Source organism: Nostoc sp. 'Peltigera membranacea cyanobiont' 210A (assembly GCF_002246015.1).
Classification (GTDB): domain Bacteria; phylum Cyanobacteriota; class Cyanobacteriia; order Cyanobacteriales; family Nostocaceae; genus Nostoc.
Genome location: NZ_NOLJ01000003.1, coordinates 422507 through 439365, shown reverse-complemented (window position 1 = coordinate 439365; position 16859 = coordinate 422507). Strand labels below are relative to the sequence as shown.

The 16859-nt window shown below is 41.2% G+C and carries 16 protein-coding genes, 1 tRNA gene and 1 pseudogene; 13 read left to right on the top strand and 5 right to left on the bottom strand.

From position 1 onward, the window contains the following. Window positions 1-148: 148 nt before the first annotated feature. The 3 genes from CDG76_RS11030 to CDG76_RS11020 all read right to left on the bottom strand — a co-directional run bounded on the left by CDG76_RS11030 (window position 149) and on the right by CDG76_RS11020 (window position 5642). Window positions 149-1537, bottom strand: coding sequence for a hypothetical protein (locus CDG76_RS11030; protein WP_094349064.1), 1389 nt, complete (start codon window positions 1535-1537; stop codon window positions 149-151). Window positions 1538-1606: 69 nt separating this feature from the next. Next, entirely contained in the window at window positions 1607-1939 is a 333-nt protein-coding gene (locus tag CDG76_RS11025; RefSeq protein WP_094349063.1) for a hypothetical protein, read from the bottom strand. A gap of 10 nt (window positions 1940-1949) precedes the next feature. Further along, a complete protein-coding gene (locus tag CDG76_RS11020) occupies window positions 1950-5642 on the bottom strand; it encodes a CHAT domain-containing protein (protein ID WP_094349062.1) in 3693 nt (1230 codons plus the stop codon). Window positions 5643-5981: 339 nt separating this feature from the next. On the opposite strand from CDG76_RS11020, the pseudogene CDG76_RS11015 reads away from it, so the two are divergent. Both CDG76_RS11015 and CDG76_RS11010 read left to right on the top strand, forming a co-directional pair. Next, window positions 5982-6398: pseudogene (locus CDG76_RS11015) on the top strand (element excision factor XisH family protein). Next, a complete protein-coding gene (locus CDG76_RS11010; protein ID WP_094349061.1) occupies window positions 6386-6721 on the top strand; it encodes a XisI protein in 336 nt (111 codons plus the stop codon). Before CDG76_RS11015 ends, CDG76_RS11010 begins: the two are co-directional and overlap by 13 nt. 197 nt (window positions 6722-6918) lie before the next feature. Here the strand turns inward: CDG76_RS11010 and CDG76_RS11005 are convergent. Next, a tRNA-Leu gene (locus CDG76_RS11005) sits at window positions 6919-7000 on the bottom strand. Window positions 7001-7213: 213 nt separating this feature from the next. Next, window positions 7214-8401 (bottom strand): alanine racemase, encoded by a 1188-nt coding sequence (gene alr, locus CDG76_RS11000; protein WP_094349060.1) that lies wholly within the window; start codon window positions 8399-8401, stop codon window positions 7214-7216. 402 nt (window positions 8402-8803) lie between these two features. Here alr and CDG76_RS10995 point away from each other — a divergent pair, with 402 nt between their 5' ends. The 11 genes from CDG76_RS10995 to nuoH all read left to right on the top strand — a co-directional run bounded on the left by CDG76_RS10995 (window position 8804) and on the right by nuoH (window position 16782). Next, complete coding sequence (locus tag CDG76_RS10995) at window positions 8804-9301, top strand: HNH endonuclease (RefSeq protein WP_094349059.1); 498 nt, start codon at window positions 8804-8806, stop codon at window positions 9299-9301. Window positions 9302-9964: 663 nt separating this feature from the next. Continuing rightward, window positions 9965-11248, top strand: coding sequence for a DHH family phosphoesterase (locus CDG76_RS10990; protein WP_094349058.1), 1284 nt, complete (start codon window positions 9965-9967; stop codon window positions 11246-11248). 101 nt (window positions 11249-11349) lie between these two features. Further along, window positions 11350-11601 (top strand): UPF0175 family protein, encoded by a 252-nt coding sequence (locus CDG76_RS10985; RefSeq protein WP_094349057.1) that lies wholly within the window; start codon window positions 11350-11352, stop codon window positions 11599-11601. Then, window positions 11594-12082: a DUF3368 domain-containing protein gene (locus CDG76_RS10980; protein ID WP_094349056.1), complete on the top strand. Its 489-nt coding sequence runs from the start codon at window positions 11594-11596 to the stop codon at window positions 12080-12082. The genes CDG76_RS10985 and CDG76_RS10980 overlap by 8 nt, the downstream gene beginning before the upstream one ends. 75 nt (window positions 12083-12157) lie before the next feature. Continuing rightward, window positions 12158-12499: a hypothetical protein gene (locus CDG76_RS10975; protein ID WP_094349055.1), complete on the top strand. Its 342-nt coding sequence runs from the start codon at window positions 12158-12160 to the stop codon at window positions 12497-12499. Between the two features lie 92 nt (window positions 12500-12591). Further along, on the top strand, window positions 12592-12777 hold the full coding sequence (locus tag CDG76_RS10970; RefSeq protein WP_094349054.1) for a PIN domain-containing protein: 186 nt from the start codon (window positions 12592-12594) through the stop codon (window positions 12775-12777). 58 nt (window positions 12778-12835) lie between these two features. Beyond that, window positions 12836-13081, top strand: a complete 246-nt coding sequence (locus CDG76_RS10965; protein WP_094349053.1) for a hypothetical protein — start codon at window positions 12836-12838, stop codon at window positions 13079-13081. Beyond that, window positions 13056-13340, top strand: a complete 285-nt coding sequence (locus tag CDG76_RS10960; RefSeq protein WP_223265209.1) for a hypothetical protein — start codon at window positions 13056-13058, stop codon at window positions 13338-13340. Before CDG76_RS10965 ends, CDG76_RS10960 begins: the two co-directional genes overlap by 26 nt. A 260-nt stretch (window positions 13341-13600) precedes the next feature. After that, the gene (gene sixA / locus CDG76_RS10955) at window positions 13601-14095 is read left to right on the top strand and encodes a phosphohistidine phosphatase SixA (protein ID WP_094349052.1); all 495 of its coding nucleotides are present in this window, start codon (window positions 13601-13603) and stop codon (window positions 14093-14095) included. A gap of 108 nt (window positions 14096-14203) precedes the next feature. Then, entirely contained in the window at window positions 14204-15340 is a 1137-nt protein-coding gene (locus CDG76_RS10950; RefSeq protein ID WP_094349051.1) for a citrate synthase, read from the top strand. 323 nt (window positions 15341-15663) lie between these two features. Next, window positions 15664-16782 (top strand): NADH-quinone oxidoreductase subunit NuoH, encoded by a 1119-nt coding sequence (nuoH, locus tag CDG76_RS10945; protein ID WP_094349050.1) that lies wholly within the window; start codon window positions 15664-15666, stop codon window positions 16780-16782. Window positions 16783-16859: the final 77 nt, after the last annotated feature.

The following is a 16859-nucleotide window of genomic DNA, read 5'->3' as shown; positions in this document are numbered from 1 at the left end:
GAAAAAGACGTGAAATTAACCGAGTCTCCATGTGAATTTTTCTGGTTGTCCAAAATGCGCGTAGGCGTAGCCCGTCGTAGACATCGCACAGTAAGATTATTCCTACTGTGGATGTTATGTGAGTTAAGATAACTTGTTCTAACCCCACTTACTTTCCTTTTGTTCCGTTCCGTCTGAGTTGAATCCACAAACGCGCCACTAAACCAAAAAAGGCGACAGCTAGAAAACTCCACAGCAAGGATAACACTAGGGGAGAAATTGGGTACTTGAAATTAGTCGGTGCGAAGGGTTTATCTATGTATTGGGTGACGACACCGGAAACTATTGCACCGCCACCAAAGGCTATACCTACTACTTGGATGGTATTTTCTAAAGAGCGATCGCGCTTGGCTTGTTCCACCTCTACTATGCCGCGAATTGTGGCAATCATTTGGTCAAAGAGGTTTTGACCGGGGTTAAGATAAGCTAAGTTGGTGTTGATTTGTTCAACAAAGGTATCTTCAGCCAGTTCTAGGAAGTCGGACAAGAATTCTAAATTATCTGAATTTGAGCATATTTTATTTAGCTTGTCAAGATATAAATGATAGTTTTTGCTATTAGTTTTAATCGTAGTTCTGTGAAGTTCTAAATCTCTTAAATAATCAACATAATTAAAAGAAATTTCTGGTATTTCATTCAGCCATTGATTGAATTTATCAAAGGAGTTATTTTTTTGTTCTTTAAACTCTTGCTTATATTTTTCTAATTCAGAATAGGTTGATCTGGCTTTTTCATGACACCATATAGCTTCTGAACGAGCATAAATAATTTTACTGCGGCAAAGGAGAAGGTCAATTAAAAGATAATAATATTCTCCCTTGTTTTCTAATTCTGTAGTTATGTCGTGGGTATTTAACCAAATTAATAAATGACACTGTTCTTTAGGAGAGTCAGCATCATTGTTATATTCAAATATAGGACTACCTAATAATTGCCCTTGATGCTGACAATAAATATTGAGTTCTTGAACTTTCTTTTCTGATAGCAAAGCTTGAACACAAGCATAAGCGAATGCTTGTTCATCATCTATTTTTTCTACAGGGTGGGCAAAAAATACTAGGGTTTGTCCTAGAGAAGCATTGATATTTTTAGAAAGCAATAAACCATCTGGATTTAGCCCTCTTAAATCAGCAATTTTTACTTCTGGATGGCGATAACGTAAGGTTAAATCAAGGGCATAGGTATCGCGGTTTTCTAGCGGATTAACTTCACCGCTTAAGTGTAGATTTTGTTGATGTTGGATGGCAGTGAAAGTTAAAATACGTTCTAGGATTTCTCCAGTGATGCTAGTTTTTTTATTATTTGCTTTTTCAATTAGTTCAGGTAAAGTTTCTAGTTTAGGAATACTAAGTTGTTTACCAAGCTGCTGGCATTTTAGCCATAAATCGCTGGCATTTTTTACAGGCTGTTTGGGTTTTTCTGCCAAGCTATGCTTCAGATGAAAGGCATAGAGAGTTAGTTTGGGATAAGCTACCTTTCCTGTTGAAAAATAATCCATTTTAGATTGATGTTAAATATCGTGGTGTTCAGATTACCGACTTATTTAAGAAGTCGGGGATCTAAAGCATCAATTATTACGAGTTCTTTTTTCTACCTCCTTAGCAGATGACGAACTTGGTTGAATCTCATTAATTAGACTATTTTTATCAAATTTGTCTTTGGAAATACTTGTATTTGTTTGCTTATCCCCTGGCGCTTTTTCTCCTATTTCCTCAAATTTTGCTAAAGCTTCTTCTATTTTAGGATGTTCTGACAGCCAATCGGAAATTGCATTCAAAAGAGATTGATTTTCATCAGGTTGTTTATCAATCAATTTAACTAATTCATCCCTATCCTCTTGGGAAAACAATGAGGAATTAGTTCTCAAAAGATGGACAAAAATGTTAACAGTATTAGACATGACTATTCTCCTATTTGCCAACAGCAGTAAATGCAGCCCAATGATAAGGAGAGTTGAATGGTTTCTCTCCAGTCATCTTATAATTAATTTGACGACGTATCTTTCCTTTATTATCGCTATCTAAAGTCAATTTCTTTACCCATTCCTGTAACTCTTCCTTTGTAGCATCTCGCAACCACTGCTGCGCTTGATTCATAGCAAGTGGTACTGACATATCTGTAGCATCCTGCAAAATTTGAATGAACTTAATCAACAAAAATGATGTTGATAATTCGTTTACTGTCCATAGACTACTTACAACACTGCTACTACCTGCATAGAGAAACCCACTAGGTAAGCCAATGTATTCATCGCTGGTATTGGTGAAGTCAATCAATCCAGTTTCGCAAGCGGAGAGAACCACGAGACGAGATTGACTAAAGTTTAAATTTTCCTCAAACAAGTTACCCAATGTCAAACATTTACTTAAATCTACAGCTTTGTCTTTGGAAACTTTTACATATCTTTCGAGGTTAGTTTCAGCAAGGACTGAAGAAACATAAGAATCTGCTAGCACTAAACATGAATTTTGTGGAGAACTTAAGTTGAAAAAACCGTGACAAGAAAAGTGGAGATAATTCACTTCTTTTAATTGTGATGCTACTTCAGATAAAGCAGCTTTTGTGGCTTGTTCTTTGGCTAATACTTGATGGTAGAGAAAGTAAGATAATATACTTTCTACTTCCAAGTCGGCGAAAGAGAGGTCTTTTGTGGGGTTTTGAATCGCAAACAGGGATTGAAAATTAGGTCGATCGCGCTGTTGCATTTGTTGCAATAATTGACAACTGGGTGCATAACCCACAGCACCAGGGAATAAATCTAGAAGACAAGGCGAATTTTCAGGATTTTGGCTGACTGGGAGTGCATGAAGGGGTAACAAGTGCAGGAACTGATGGGGAATTAGGATGAGTTTATCCCAGGGTTTTGGTATCTCGGCTAATATTTCATTAATGTGCAGAATCGAAGCTAATGTTTTGAGTTCTTCCCCTAAGCTATTCTTCCACTGCTCTTTTTGCTCTTTGTAGTTCTGCAAATATTGATTTAACCAATTTCCTAAAGTTTTTCGCTCTTGTGGTTGGGATTCCCAAACTGTTACCTCTCCTGTAGCTGTAACAATAAACGCCAGAATTTTATCATTGAGAATATACCACTCGATAATGGTTGTACGCTCATTCAAAGTAGCCTGGAAGGGGTCAAATTGGAAATCATAACCAACGCGTAAGTGCTTGTTTTGTAAATTATTACGTTTCTGCCGCAATTCTCGGAGATGTTGTGCTACGACTTTTGGATCTTCAGCTTTGCCATTTTGGATTTGATATTGTCTTTCAGCTATTTCATCCCTATATGTTTCTAGTTGAGTGACAACATCTGCGGGAAAGATAATTTTCATGTCACGGCTGAGGATCTGTTCAACTAAATTGCGGGTTTTGCTACGTTCAACATATTCAATCGCTTCCGTTTTCTTACCTAATTCTAGGCAAACTTCTACCATCTGGCCATAAAGTTTGTTCCATTGTTCTGCTTGTTTGCGTTTGCTTTCCTCCCCAGAAACTATTTCTTCTCGCAAAGATTCTACTGTGGCAATAGCAGATGCAAAAGTATTGTAGGCTGATTCAAACTGTTGTTCTTCTTTGTAAACTATCCCTATATTGTATAAAGCTCCTGCATGATTTTTGGGAAAGGCTTCGCGGGTGTAGACAGTCAAAGCGGACTCAAAGGAAGCGATCGCTAGTTTCGCTAGTTTAAAATTCTCTGCCTGCTCTCCTCTGATTCTTGCACTGTAAGCACTTGCTGTGTAAGCTATAGCAAGATTATTTTGTGTACCTGCCCAATCTTGGGGAAATGCTTCCAAAGTATAAACTTTCAGAGCTTTTTCCAAATAAGCGATCGCCAGTTGTAAATTCTTTGCCCGCTTCCTTTTGATTCTGTAAAGGTAAGTAGTAGCAAGATTATTTTGCATCATTATCGCTTGTTCCCGAAAAGCGTCAAAAGTATAAACTTTCAGAGCTTTTCGGGAACAAGCGATCGCCATCTCTAAATTCTCAGCTATATCCCCTTCGATTCTTTCACGGTAAGTGATAGCGAGATTATTTTGCGTTATCGCCCAATCTTGGGGAAATGATTTAAAAGTATAAACTTTCAGCGCATCTTTGAAACAAGCTATCGCCTGCTCTAAATTCTCAGCTATATCCCCTTTGATTCTTTCACGGTAGGCAATAGCGAGACTATTTTGCGTACCTGCCCAATCTTGGGGAAATGTTTCCAAAGTATAAACTTTCAGCGCATCTTTGAAACAAGCGATCGCCCACTCTAAATTCTCAGCTATATCCCCTTTGATTCTTTCACGGTAGGCAATAGCGAGACTACGCTGCACACCTGCCCAATCTTGGGGAAATGCTTCCAAAGTATAAACTTTCAGCGCATCTTGAAAACAAGAGATTGCCTGCTCTAAATTCTCTGTTCGCTCACCTTCGATTCTTTTACGGTAAGCAATAGCAAGATTATGTTGCGTTTTCGCCCAATCTTGGGGAGATGCTTCCAAAGTCCTGACTTTCAGCGCATCTTGGAAACAAGCGATTGCCCGCTCTAAATTCTCTGCCCGCTCACCTTCGATTCTTTTACCATAAGCAATAGCAAGATTATGTTGCGTACCTGCCCAATCTTGGGGAAATGATTTAAAAGTATAAACTTTCAGCGTATTTTGGTAACAAGAGATTGCCCACTCTAAATTCTCTGCTATATTCCCTCTGATTCTGTTACTGTAAGCCATAGCAAGATTATGTTGCGTACCTGCCCAATCTTGGGGAAATGATTTAAAAGTATAAACTTTCAGCGCATTTTGGTAACAAGAGATTGCCCACTCTAAATTCTCTGCTATATCCCCTCGGATTCTGTTACTGTAAGCCATAGCGAGATTATTTTGCGTTGTCGCCCAATTTTGGGAAAATTCTTCCAAACTATAAACTTCCAGAGCTTTTTGGTAACAAGAGATTGCCCGCTCTAAATTCTCTGCTCGATCCCCTTTGATTCTTTTACTATAAACAGTGGCGAGATTATTTTGCGTTGCCGCCCAAGCTTCGGGAAATGCTTGCTGGGTGTAGACAGTTAGTGCAACTTCATAGCCACTGATGGCAATTTCCATATTGCTGATTTTGTTACCCAAGGGAAATTGCTCAATTAGACTGCTGAAAATGCCAATAACTGCTGCTAGGTATTCCGCCTTATCTGCTGCCGCTTTCCCCAGTTCATTTGTCCCCCAACGGTGCAATATTTCTGCCAGTACTCCGTCAAGTTTGTCTGTATTATTTGCCAGCAATGGGTAAACTACCTGCCTGTCACCGTTACTTTCTTTGGTTGCTTGTAGCACTTCAATCAAGAATTGTAAATATGCCTGTATCTTCTCCTTGCTGAGAGATTCCAAATTTAATGTAGTATCTAGATTCAACGTTTCCCTTAGTTGCATTCCAAAACGTTGGCACCAATTCGCTTTATTCTCATCTCCCTGCTGTGAAAACATCGCCCTCTTCGCCTCTAGCATTTGCAAGAAGCCAAAATCCACTAATTCTTGGCTTGCTTCCAAAGTCTTTAGGATTTCATCGTGACTACGGCAATTTAACAGGCTTTGAATCAGGTTGAAATACTCTTGCTGGCGTTGTTCGTTCATGGCTAAAGGCGTGAGGTATTATATTACACTTTGAGTAGGAAAAAAATTCAATATCAGCCCCATACATAGACTCTGGAAAAATTTAGAGTCTTATCACAGGCCATACTTTTCCGACACCGATTACTCTACACCTAACATTACAAAAAAAACTAGCTACTGAAGCTTTTCAGATTATTCCTTAATTGTTGATCAATGCGTTGGCGTAGCCCGCCGCAGGCATCGCCTGTTTTTTCCTGATTACTCTTACTGCATTCTTTGTCTGCCAAGATACACTTAAAAGCATTTTATGCTAAAATACCATACAAAATAACTCCACAAATATACTTTCTGCAAATACCCATGCCAGCCAAAGATGTTTATCATAATGTTGTGATAACAGCCCTAGAAAAAGATAGTTGGCTAATTACTGATGACCCATTTAAATTAAAATGTGGGACAAAAGATTTATATATAGACTTGGGTGCAGAAAAACTGATAGCCGCACAAAAAGGTCAGCAAAAAATAGCATTTTAAATCAAGAGTTTTATCAGCCAATCTCCCGTTAGAGATTTAGAAAATGCATTAGGACAGTTTATTCTTTATTACGATATTTTAGAAGAACAAGGAAGCGACCGGATTTTATATCTTGCTATACCCTACCGAACTTACACTGAAGTGTTTACCGAACCCATCGGCAAGATTTTATTAAAAAAGAACCGCTTACGTTTACTTGTATTTGACCCAAAGCAAGAGATAATTGTGCAATGGATACCTTAGAAACATATCAAAAAATAATCGAAGATGTTCTGAATGAATATATCAAAATACCATATTCAAATCGTCAATTAGAAACAAAGCTAATCATTGATAGCACAGCGACTAATTACATAGTAATGACTTTGGGATGGCAGGGAGAAGAGCGAGTTCATGGTTGTATTATCCATATTGAAATTATTGATAGAAAAATTTGGATTCAGCGCGATGGGACTGAATATGGTATTGCCAATGAACTCGTAGCCGCAGGAATTCCCAAAGATAAAATTGTTTTAGCTTTTCATCCAGAGGATGTTAGACAATACACTGATTTTGCGATCGCTTGATTTTCAAAAAGATGCATTGGCGTAGCCCCCCGCAGGCATCGCCCAGTGGCAATTTCAGGTAAGATGAGGATGCGATCGCCACATAATTACCTGCGGGTTAAATATCAACAATCCACTAATCAGCTAAAAAGTCTTCATTTAATTCATAAACGAAGTGCATGAGCCAGTTAACTCATGCACTTCTCGTCAATTAAAAATGCGGATGAAAGGACTTGAACCTTCACTCCTTTCGGAACTAGAACCTAAATCTAGCGCGTCTGCCAATTTCGCCACATCCGCATCAGTTCACTATCATACCATAAGAAATTATGTTTGGGAATAGGGAATGGGGAAGAAGCAGCAGAGAAGGGGGTGCAGGGATAGATTAAGAAAAAATTCTTACCGGGGGAATGGAAAGAATAAAAAATTACATCTTTCCCCTCTGCTCCCGTTCGGCTACGCTCACGGCAAGCCTAGCCCTCTGCCTCTTCTCTATGCCCCATGCATGCCCAATTACATGACTGCAACACGAGGCAGACGATGCTTGAATCCACAGAGAATTTCCCAAGAAATTGTGTTTAATTGTTTTGCCCAGTCGTCCGCTGAAATTTGTTCTTTTCCCTGTTCTCCTAATAAGGTGACTACTTCTCCTTCTTGGATATTGGGTATGGCACTCACATCCAACATCAACTGATCCATTGTAATTGTCCCAATTTGCGACACCCGCTGACCGCGAATTAAAGCCTGCATTTTGTTGGAAAGACTGCGAGGAACACCGTCAGCGTAGCCAATTCCCACGACGGCGAGGCGAAGTTCACGTGGGGCAATAAATTTATGCCCGTAGCTAACAGCTGTTCCTGCGGCAATTGTTTTAACTTGGGTAACTCTTGCCTTAAGTTGCAAAACGGACTTAAGGTCGATCGCATTTTGTAAATGCGGTGCTGGGTAGAGTCCGTAAACGGCTAAACCTACACGCACCATATCGTAGTGCAATGCCGGATTTGTGAGTGCGGCTGCTGAGTTTGCCAAGTGCAAGCAAGGCGGTTCAATTCCCATTGCTTTGATTTGAGCGATCGCATCCTCAAATCGTTTATGCTGTTCTTCCATTGCCGTGGTATCAGGATCGTCTGCTGTCGCCAAATGAGAATAAATACTGGCAATGTCAAGATGTGGTAATCGCTGCACTAATTGCACAAATTCGCCAGCTTGCCGCCAATCAGTTCCCAATCTAGACATTCCCGTGTCTAATTTAATGTGTACGGGCACTGGAGAACCATGATTCATCGATTCCAGAACATCGGAAAATACTAAAGCTTGTTTAGGGCTACACAGTGTGGGCTGAAGTTTCCATTGGGCGATCGCATGAATCTGCTCTAGTGTATGAGTTGCTCCTAAAATCAAAATGGGCGCTTGAATCCCGCCTTCTCGCAATTGAATAGCTTCTGGAACTGTAGCCACTCCCAAGCAATTAGCTCCCGATTGGATGGCAATTTGGGCGACTGTCACCGCTCCATGTCCATAGGCATCAGCTTTTACTACTGCCATTAACTGGGTACGCGGCGATAAAAACTGCACCAATTGCTTTACATTGTACGACAACGCCTCTAAATCAATTTCTACCCAAGCTCGTTGCGAAAACCACGCGTAGGTATCGCACTGCTGATTAGGAACTACACCAGGGATTTGTTTGCGACTTAACATTTGTACTGACTCCTATCCCGCCACGGCTAAACTTGCAAGTTATCTATCTATACACGCTCCTAAAAGCGAGATCAGATTAAATAGGAAGTTTAACCTTCAGATTGGAATTGATACAAGATGTTGCGGCGCTAAAGTAAAGGTTAAGAGTTATGAATTAGAAGTAAATCTACGGCTCAAGTTTTCACTCCGTTCTTCTCTACGAGACGCTGCGCGATTAGGTCAGTCTACGTAAGCATTTTAATCAAGTTATAAATTTGACTTTCCAACTCTTAACTCATAACTCCTAACTTCTCACTCATAACTTAATTTCCAAATTCTCCCGAAAGTATAATTTCTTCTCATCTCCCTAGCAGGGTGTATTTGTGTTAATATATTGTAAAACTCATACCCTGAGCGCAAATAATGGGGAAGGTTTTAGTCTTAAACGCCTCTTACGAACCTCTCAATATAACGAGTTGGCGTCGTGCTGTAGTTCTTTTAATCAAGGGCAAAGCAGAACGCGTGGAACACAACGGTAAATTTCTGTACACCGATTTCCCGTTGCCGACCGTGATCCGGTTGCGTCATTATGTACGCGTTCCTTATAAAGAAATCCCTCTAACTCGCCGAAATATATTGCACCGTGATGGTCATGCCTGTCAATACTGTGGTTACACAGGGGATGAATTGACACTAGACCATGTAATACCGCGATCGCGCGGCGGAGGCGATACTTGGGAGAATATTGTTACCGCTTGTGTCCGTTGCAATGTCAAAAAAGGCAGTCGGACTCCCCACGAAGCTCACATGCCTTTGCGTCATCCCCCGCGCCAACCTTATAGCAGTCTCTATTTCGAGGTCAGCAAACATCTTAAGAGTGGACTGCATACAGAGTGGCAAAAGTATGTTATAGGTCTTTGAGCCAAAACTCAGAGGAGCAAAGCAGAAAGAAGAAATACCCTCTTTCTTTGGGAAATAGCCAATAACTTTAGTTATTGAGTGTTAAGAAATTGGTGACTATATGGCTGGCAACGAAGGCGATTGCATCAACTATCAAGCTTTTAAATTTGTTGTATGTATATAGAGTTTCCCCTTTGCTCTTTATTCCCCTTGTATTTTGCCCTTTTCCATTGGACTTTACTCTAAATTGTCAGAATTTTCAAAGGGGATACGAAACAGACGTTGTTCATCAAAAATAATTGTTAATTGCTCAATAGTCACAATAATGAGAATATTAAGCATAAGAATATTTCAAATATCAAGGACTAATTCTAAAGTATAAGATAGGAAGTATACCCTAAGTTAGATAAAAATCTCCCTGATTGAATTTACGAAAGAGAACAAAACTCCTAAAACATATTTATGCTGCCAGATACAGCCCGATATCCTAAACTTCCTTGCTGTATGCCCTTTAGTGGAAGTTAGTTGATTGTTGAGCGCTGTTGCTGACAAGAAATATACTTAGATGTATAGTGCAATGTCTTGAGATTTTTGCGAAGATCATAATAAGGTGGCTAAATTCAGTGAATTGCTGCTCGTAGTATTTCTGAATTAAAGGAGCCTCACACTTTAAAAAAGTTCCCTATGTACTTTAATTCTCCCGTTACTCAGTTTGAGAGTTTGTCATTGACCACAGAGCCAAACCCAGAGGAACCTGAAATCGAGAAAGCGCCAGTGGAAGTTGCATTTAAAAGCCCGTCATTACCGCCATCGGTAGGTGATGGGGCTATATATCTCAGTCACCGTGGTAATTCTCTGACACAACAAAAGTCAGAAGAACTGCAAAGAACCCTATTGGCACACAGACACGATCGCCAACTGGTAATTCTGCAAGATTTTCCTGACCCTGATGCCCTTTCCTGTGCCTGGGCTTACCAGTTAATTGCCCAGCAATATGATATCAAATGTGAAATTATTTATGCTGGCGCATTGAGCCATCAAGAAAATATTGCCTTGGTAAGGCTGACTAATTTACCTATCCAACGCTGGACAACGCAAACCTTAAAAACTAAAGATTTGTCATCTTATCAAGGTTTTGTATTAATTGATAACCAGGGAACGACTTCGCAGCTACTATCAGGGGTGCAGCAGGCTGGAATTCCCCTAGTGGTACTGATCGACCATCACAGTATACAAGGCGATCTGCAATCAGAGTTTGAGGATATCCGTCCTTATGTAAGAGCGACGGCAACAATTTTTACTCAATACCTCCAAACGGGGTTATTGGCATTAGATAGCAGCATAAATCAACACGTCAAATGCGCTACTGCCTTGATGCATGGCTTGCGATCGGATACAAATCGGCTCATGCAAGCCCAAGAAGAAGATTTTATGGCAGCGGCATATTTAAGCCGATTTTATGATGCCCAACTGCTGAATGCCATTTTACAGGCCAACCGTTCCAAGCGGGTAATGGATGTGATCGAGCGATCGCTAAAAAATCGCATCGTCCAAAATAACTTTTCCATTGCTGGTGTTGGTTACTTACGTTACGAAGACCGTGACGCCATCCCCCAAGCGGCTGATTTTCTTGTCACTGAAGAAAACGTCCACACAGCAGTAGTTTACGGCATTGTTCACGATGAAGACGAAGAACTAGAAATAGTCATCGGCTCCCTGAGAACCAGTAAACTTACCCTTGACCCCGATGAATTCATCAAAGAAGCCTTTGGACAAGATAGTGCGGGGCGCTTTTTCGGCGGTGGAAGAACAAGCGCAGGTGGCTTTGAAATTCCAATGGGCTTCTTATCTGGCAGCAACGAAAATTCTGCTTATGCGAAAATGAAATGGGAAGTATTCGACGCTCAAATTAAGCAAAAACTGTTGAGGTTAGTTAATCCCAGAGATAATCCGATTCAGTCGGAGTAGAGGCAGAGGATAAGGCAAACTCGTAACTCATGCTGGAGTCAAAGTGTTTGGTTATATGAGCGCGTTATTATGATCCTAAACAAAGCAGCGCATATATTATCATGTACCAACTCACTTTGACTATTCCAGAAGAAACTGTATTAGCTCTCAATGTAAAACCAGAACAGCTACAAGGTGAAGTTCTTCTCGCTGCTGCTATGAAGTTATACGAACTTGGCAAACTCTCTTCAGGAGCAGCAGCTAATTTAGCGGGTATTCCCAAAGTTGTATTCCTTTCACAACTAGCAAAATATGATATCAGCACCTTCAAACTCACGGAGGCTGAACTGATTGAGGATTTAGCGCGTGCCTAATGTGATTGTTGATACTTCAGCATTGCAATATCTCTACCAGCTTAACTTATTTGATTTGTTATCTAATTTGTATAGTCAAGTGATTATTCCGCCTGGTGTGGCTTCTGAGATAGCGCAGGGGCTTGCTCTTGGTGTTTCGCTACCTAACTTGAATACTTTTACATGGGTAAAAACTGTTCCTGTCTCTGCCGAGCAACTGATTCCTACTTTACCCAATTTGGGTATGGGTGAACGTGAAGTTATTTCCCTTGCTGTAAATATGCCGGATGCTCTAGCCATTTTAGACGATGGATTAGCTAGGGCTTATGCGAAGGAGTTAAATATTGCATTCACAGGTACTCTGGGTATTTTGCTCAAAGCAAAACAAGCAGGACATCTGAATATACTCTCCCCTTTGCTCGATCAGTTAAACTCTCTTGGTTTTCGTGTAGATTATGAAACACAGCGATTTGTCTTAAAACTTGCAGGTGAAGCTTCCTGATTACTGGATCAAGTAGATATACGGTAAATTTTCGTATATAAACTAGTTAAAATTCCAGGTAAAAAGGAGTTAAGAATGCCACTAGAAGTAACAGATATTCAGACTTTAAAGAGCTATATCGATGGAGTAATGGAACGCGCTGACCATCACGCTGGAGGTGTAAACGAAATTTCTCTGGCGCTTGCAGGTGCAATTGTCTGGAGAAAAGACGATGAGCCTATAAAGGTTATGGTTCGTGACGGTGAAACCAAGAATGTACTCTGGGTCAAAATTAATCACACTCCCTATGCTTTCTCTTATAACCACACCACTGGTGAAATTGAATTGCGTGAGCGTTCCATAAGGGGAAAAATTTTACATACTTTCTCGAACAAAACTCCTGTGAGCCAAGTAAAGCAGATTTTTGAATCTTTATAGTTTTGTCCAGTCGTAACTTGGGTAGCGTTAGCGTAACCTAAGACCAATTTCTCTGAAAACCCTCTAATCTACCATTTTAGATATAGGCCAGTGTGACAGATGAAGTCATTCGGCAAGCTCTGAATAGCCCAATCGTGGATTTTGAGGATGCGGTAACAAGTGCTGCGGCGCTTACGGCAGGTTTAGAAATAATTGTGACGCGAAACACACCTGATTTTGTGGCTTCTTTAGTTCCGGCAATGCTGCCAGATGAGTTTTTGACAAAGCTATCTGAGTAAATAGCTGATGACATAGCGTTAAAATCTGTATCAGTTCTGCTTTTTGAGAGACATAAGAATGACACAGCAAGAATTGTTGAATGAGTTTTTATCCCTTCCTCCTGAAGCACAGCGTCAACTCATGGACTTTATTGCTTTTTTGCGACAAAGATATGCAGTAGTTGAATCTGCCTCTCAGTCGCCAGATATTGACTTGATAAATGATAGCTTTATTGGGATGTGGAGCGATCGCCAAGATTTAGCTGATAGCACTGCGTGGGTGCGTGGTATTCGAGCAAATGAGTGGTCAAAGTCACATGACTAACTCAACCATCTTTGATACTGATATTTTAATTGATGCAGGTCGCGGTGTTCTGGAAGCAGTAAAGTGTTTGCAAAATCTGAAAGCGAGTTCTAACTTGGCAATTAGCATAATCACACAAATGGAACTAATGGTTGGTTGTCGTAACAAAGTAGAATTACAAACACTAGAAAATTTCCTCAAACAGTTTTACATCATTAAGATTGACCAGGCTGTATCTGACACAGCAGTTGATTTATTGCTCTTATCGGCTCAGTCATAATTTAGCCATTCCTGATAGTCTTATTGCAGCTACAGCAATAGTGTGGAATTACCCGTTTATCACAAAAAACCAACGAGATTACAGATTTATTCAAGGTTTAAACCTATTGCCATATCCGTAACTAGAACATCTAACACCGTGTTGCGCCGGACAGATGGCAGATCAACGAATAGGTAATAATGATTAAGACTAGGATTAAGTTAATTCACACCAGACATAAATCCTAACTAAGCAAGGGCTACGCTAATAAAACTAAAAGTATGGAACTATATTTAATTCGTCATGGCATCGCCGAAGACAAGGGATTAGGCATCAAAGATGAGGAGCGCAGCCTTACCAAAGAAGGAAGGCAAAAAACTGAGAAAGTTGCCCAGAAACTTGTTAAATTAGGTTTAAACTTTGATTTAATTCTCACCAGTCCCTTCGTGCGGGCCCGCCAAACCGCTGATATCCTCATAGGAGAAAAACTAAGCTTTCAGTTAGAGGAATCTAGCCACCTCGCTCACGATGGTCAAATTTCTAGTTGGCTAAAAGACTGGTTAGAACCAAGAAATTATTCCCAAAATACCCAACTGGCGCTGGTTGGACATGAACCTGATTTGACCAGTTGGGCAGAAATTCTCATATCGGGGGAAGTCAAAGGAAGCTTAGTCTTGAAAAAAGCAGGTATGATTGGGATAAAACTACCAGAAACAGGTTCTCCTCTGGGTCGGAGTCAGATGTTTTGGTTGACACCACCCAAGTACCTGCTATAACAGTTTTTCAACATTTTCGATTGTTGTTAGAACGGCTACTGTTATGGCGACAATAAATTTCTGGTAAGTTAGCTTGATCAGATATTTCACAAAGCAAATGGTGTTGCCATGATGGTGTGCGAATACAAGCCTGGTTTAGAAGGCATTCCCGCCGCCCAATCAAGTATTAGCTATGTTGATGGGCAAAAGGGAATACTAGAATATCGTGGCATTCGGATTGAAGAACTAGCAGAAAAAAGTACATTCTTAGAAACTGCTTATCTCTTAATCTGGGGTAAACTGCCAAGCAAGGAAGAACTGGAAACATTTGAGCATGAAGTTCGTTACCACCGGCGGATAAAATACCGCATTCGGGACATGATGAAATGCTTTCCAGAAAGCGGCCACCCAATGGATGCCCTACAAGCCTCTGCTGCTGCTTTAGGTTTGTTTTATTCGCTCCGCGATTTACATAATCCTGTCTACATTAGAGATTCGGTGGTGCGCCTGATAGCAACCATTCCCACGATGGTGGCGGCGTTCCAACTGATGCGGAAAGGCAATGATCCTGTGCGTCCCCGTGATGACTTAGACTACTCCGCCAACTTTCTATACATGCTCGATGAGCGAGAACCCGATCCTCTCATGGCGCGGATTTTTGATATCTGCTTGATACTTCAAGTCGAGCATACAATGAATGCTTCCACTTTCAGTGCCAGGGTGACAGCTTCCACCTTAACCGATCCTTATGCTGTGGTTGCTAGTGCCGTAGGGACTTTGGGTGGCCCTCTGCATGGTGGAGCCAATGAAGAAGTAATTCAGATGTTAGAAAAAATTGGCTCTGTAGAAAATGTCCGTCCCTACATAGAGGACTGTCTGCAAAGTAAATCTAAGATTATGGGGTTTGGACATCGTGTGTATAAAGTGAAAGACCCACGAGCCATAATTTTACAAGGACTAGCAGAGCAATTGTTTGAGAAGTTTGGGCATGACAAGTTTTATGACATTGCTCAAGAAATGGAACGAGTGGTAGAAGAAAAACTCGGTAGCAAGGGGATTTATCCCAATATTGACTTTTATTCCGGTTTGGTGTATAGGAAGATGGGTATTCCCACAGACTTGTTTACGCCAATATTTGCGATCGCTCGTGTTGCCGGTTGGCTAGCCCACTGGAAAGAACAACTAGCAGAAAACCGGATTTTCCGTCCTACCCAGGTTTACAACGGTCTGCACGAAGTTACTTATACCCCCATTGAGCAACGGTAACTAGGGATTGGGCATGGGGTACGGGGCATGGGGCATTGGGCATTGGGCATTGGGCATTGTTTATTCTCCCAGTCCCCAGTCCCCAGTCCCCAGTCCCCAGTCCCTAGTCCCCTCAATAGCAATCTCAATGCCAACCATAAGTAGAAGTTCTTATCTCGCTTCAGGGTGGTCAAACCATCCAACGATATACTAGGCATGGGAATTGGCAACAAATTTTCAATCGGGCGTCATCACAGCAAAAATTATAAATGGGTGAATTTACAGTTATTAATTCAAGTAATAGTTGTAACTCACCATGACTCGATGTCTTAAAGAGCGGAAACATGAATTCAGGAATTGACCTCCAAGGAACTTTTATTGAATCCCTCCGGGATTTAGGTATACCAGCAGGAACAGCCAAAGCGATTTGGATGCCGCTGCCAATGATACTGATGCTGATTGGGGCAACAGTGGGGGTATTAGTTGCTACTTGGCTAGAACGGAAAATTTCTGCCTCCGCACAGCAGCGAATTGGCCCAGAATACCAGGGCCCTTTTGGGTTGCTGGTGCCTGTAGCGGATGGTCTGAAGCTGGTATTTAAAGAAGATATAGTACCAGCCAAGTCTGACCCCTGGCTGTTTACTCTGGGGCCAATTATTGTTGTAATTCCGGTGTTTCTGTCGTTCCTGATTGTGCCCTTTGGACAGAATATCGTAATTAGCAATGTGGGCATGGGCGTATTCTTGTGGATTGCCTTGTCAAGCATTCAACCCATTGGTTTATTGATGGCTGGCTACGCATCTAATAACAAATACTCCCTCTTAGGAGGGTTGCGGGCAGCAGCGCAATCTATTAGCTATGAAATTCCTTTGTCACTGGCGGTGTTAGCGATCGCTATGATGTCTAATAGCCTCGACACCGTTGATATTGTCAATCAGCAGTCTGGCTACGGCATCTTAGGCTGGAACATTTGGCGACAACCAATTGGTTTTCTGATCTTTTGGATAGCCGTCCTCGCTGAATGCGAACGATTACCCTTTGACTTACCCGAAGCGGAAGAAGAAATCGTCGCCGGATATCAGACTGAATACTCAGGCATGAAATTTGGTCTGTTCTACCTGGGTTCATACGTTAACTTGATCCTTTCTTCCCTACTAGTAGCAATTCTCTACTTGGGCGGTTGGGACTTTCCTATTCCCCTCAACTTGATCGCTGGTTGGGTGGGAGTCAGTGAATTAAATCCCGTGTTCCAGATAGTAACTGCGGCTTTGGGTATCACGATGACCGTGTTCAAAGCCTATTTACTAGTGTTTGTTGCCATCCTGCTGCGCTGGACAGTGCCACGGGTACGGATTGACCAACTGTTAGATTTAGGATGGAAGTTTTTGTTGCCAGTTGGTTTGGTTAATCTCCTATTAACCGCCGCCCTGAAACTAGCCTTTCCCTTCGCTTTTGGTGGTTAGTCATTAGTCATTAGTCATTAGTCATTAGTACAAATGACTAATGACCAAGGACGAAGGACAAGGGACAAATAACGCTG

Coding starts and splice junctions, on each gene's coding strand:
- CDG76_RS11030 (WP_094349064.1), bottom strand. CDS start 1,537: ATGGATTATTTTTCAACAGGAAAGGTAGCTTATCCCAAACTAACTCTC.
- CDG76_RS11025 (WP_094349063.1), bottom strand. CDS start 1,939: ATGTCTAATACTGTTAACATTTTTGTCCATCTTTTGAGAACTAATTCC.
- CDG76_RS11020 (WP_094349062.1), bottom strand. CDS start 5,642: ATGAACGAACAACGCCAGCAAGAGTATTTCAACCTGATTCAAAGCCTG.
- CDG76_RS11010 (WP_094349061.1), top strand. CDS start 6,386: ATGGATACCTTAGAAACATATCAAAAAATAATCGAAGATGTTCTGAAT.
- alr (WP_094349060.1), bottom strand. CDS start 8,401: ATGTTAAGTCGCAAACAAATCCCTGGTGTAGTTCCTAATCAGCAGTGC.
- CDG76_RS10995 (WP_094349059.1), top strand. CDS start 8,804: ATGGGGAAGGTTTTAGTCTTAAACGCCTCTTACGAACCTCTCAATATA.
- CDG76_RS10990 (WP_094349058.1), top strand. CDS start 9,965: ATGTACTTTAATTCTCCCGTTACTCAGTTTGAGAGTTTGTCATTGACC.
- CDG76_RS10985 (WP_094349057.1), top strand. CDS start 11,350: ATGTACCAACTCACTTTGACTATTCCAGAAGAAACTGTATTAGCTCTC.
- CDG76_RS10975 (WP_094349055.1), top strand. CDS start 12,158: ATGCCACTAGAAGTAACAGATATTCAGACTTTAAAGAGCTATATCGAT.
- CDG76_RS10965 (WP_094349053.1), top strand. CDS start 12,836: ATGACACAGCAAGAATTGTTGAATGAGTTTTTATCCCTTCCTCCTGAA.
- CDG76_RS10960 (WP_223265209.1), top strand. CDS start 13,056: ATGAGTGGTCAAAGTCACATGACTAACTCAACCATCTTTGATACTGAT.
- sixA (WP_094349052.1), top strand. CDS start 13,601: ATGGAACTATATTTAATTCGTCATGGCATCGCCGAAGACAAGGGATTA.
- CDG76_RS10950 (WP_094349051.1), top strand. CDS start 14,204: ATGATGGTGTGCGAATACAAGCCTGGTTTAGAAGGCATTCCCGCCGCC.
- nuoH (WP_094349050.1), top strand. CDS start 15,664: ATGAATTCAGGAATTGACCTCCAAGGAACTTTTATTGAATCCCTCCGG.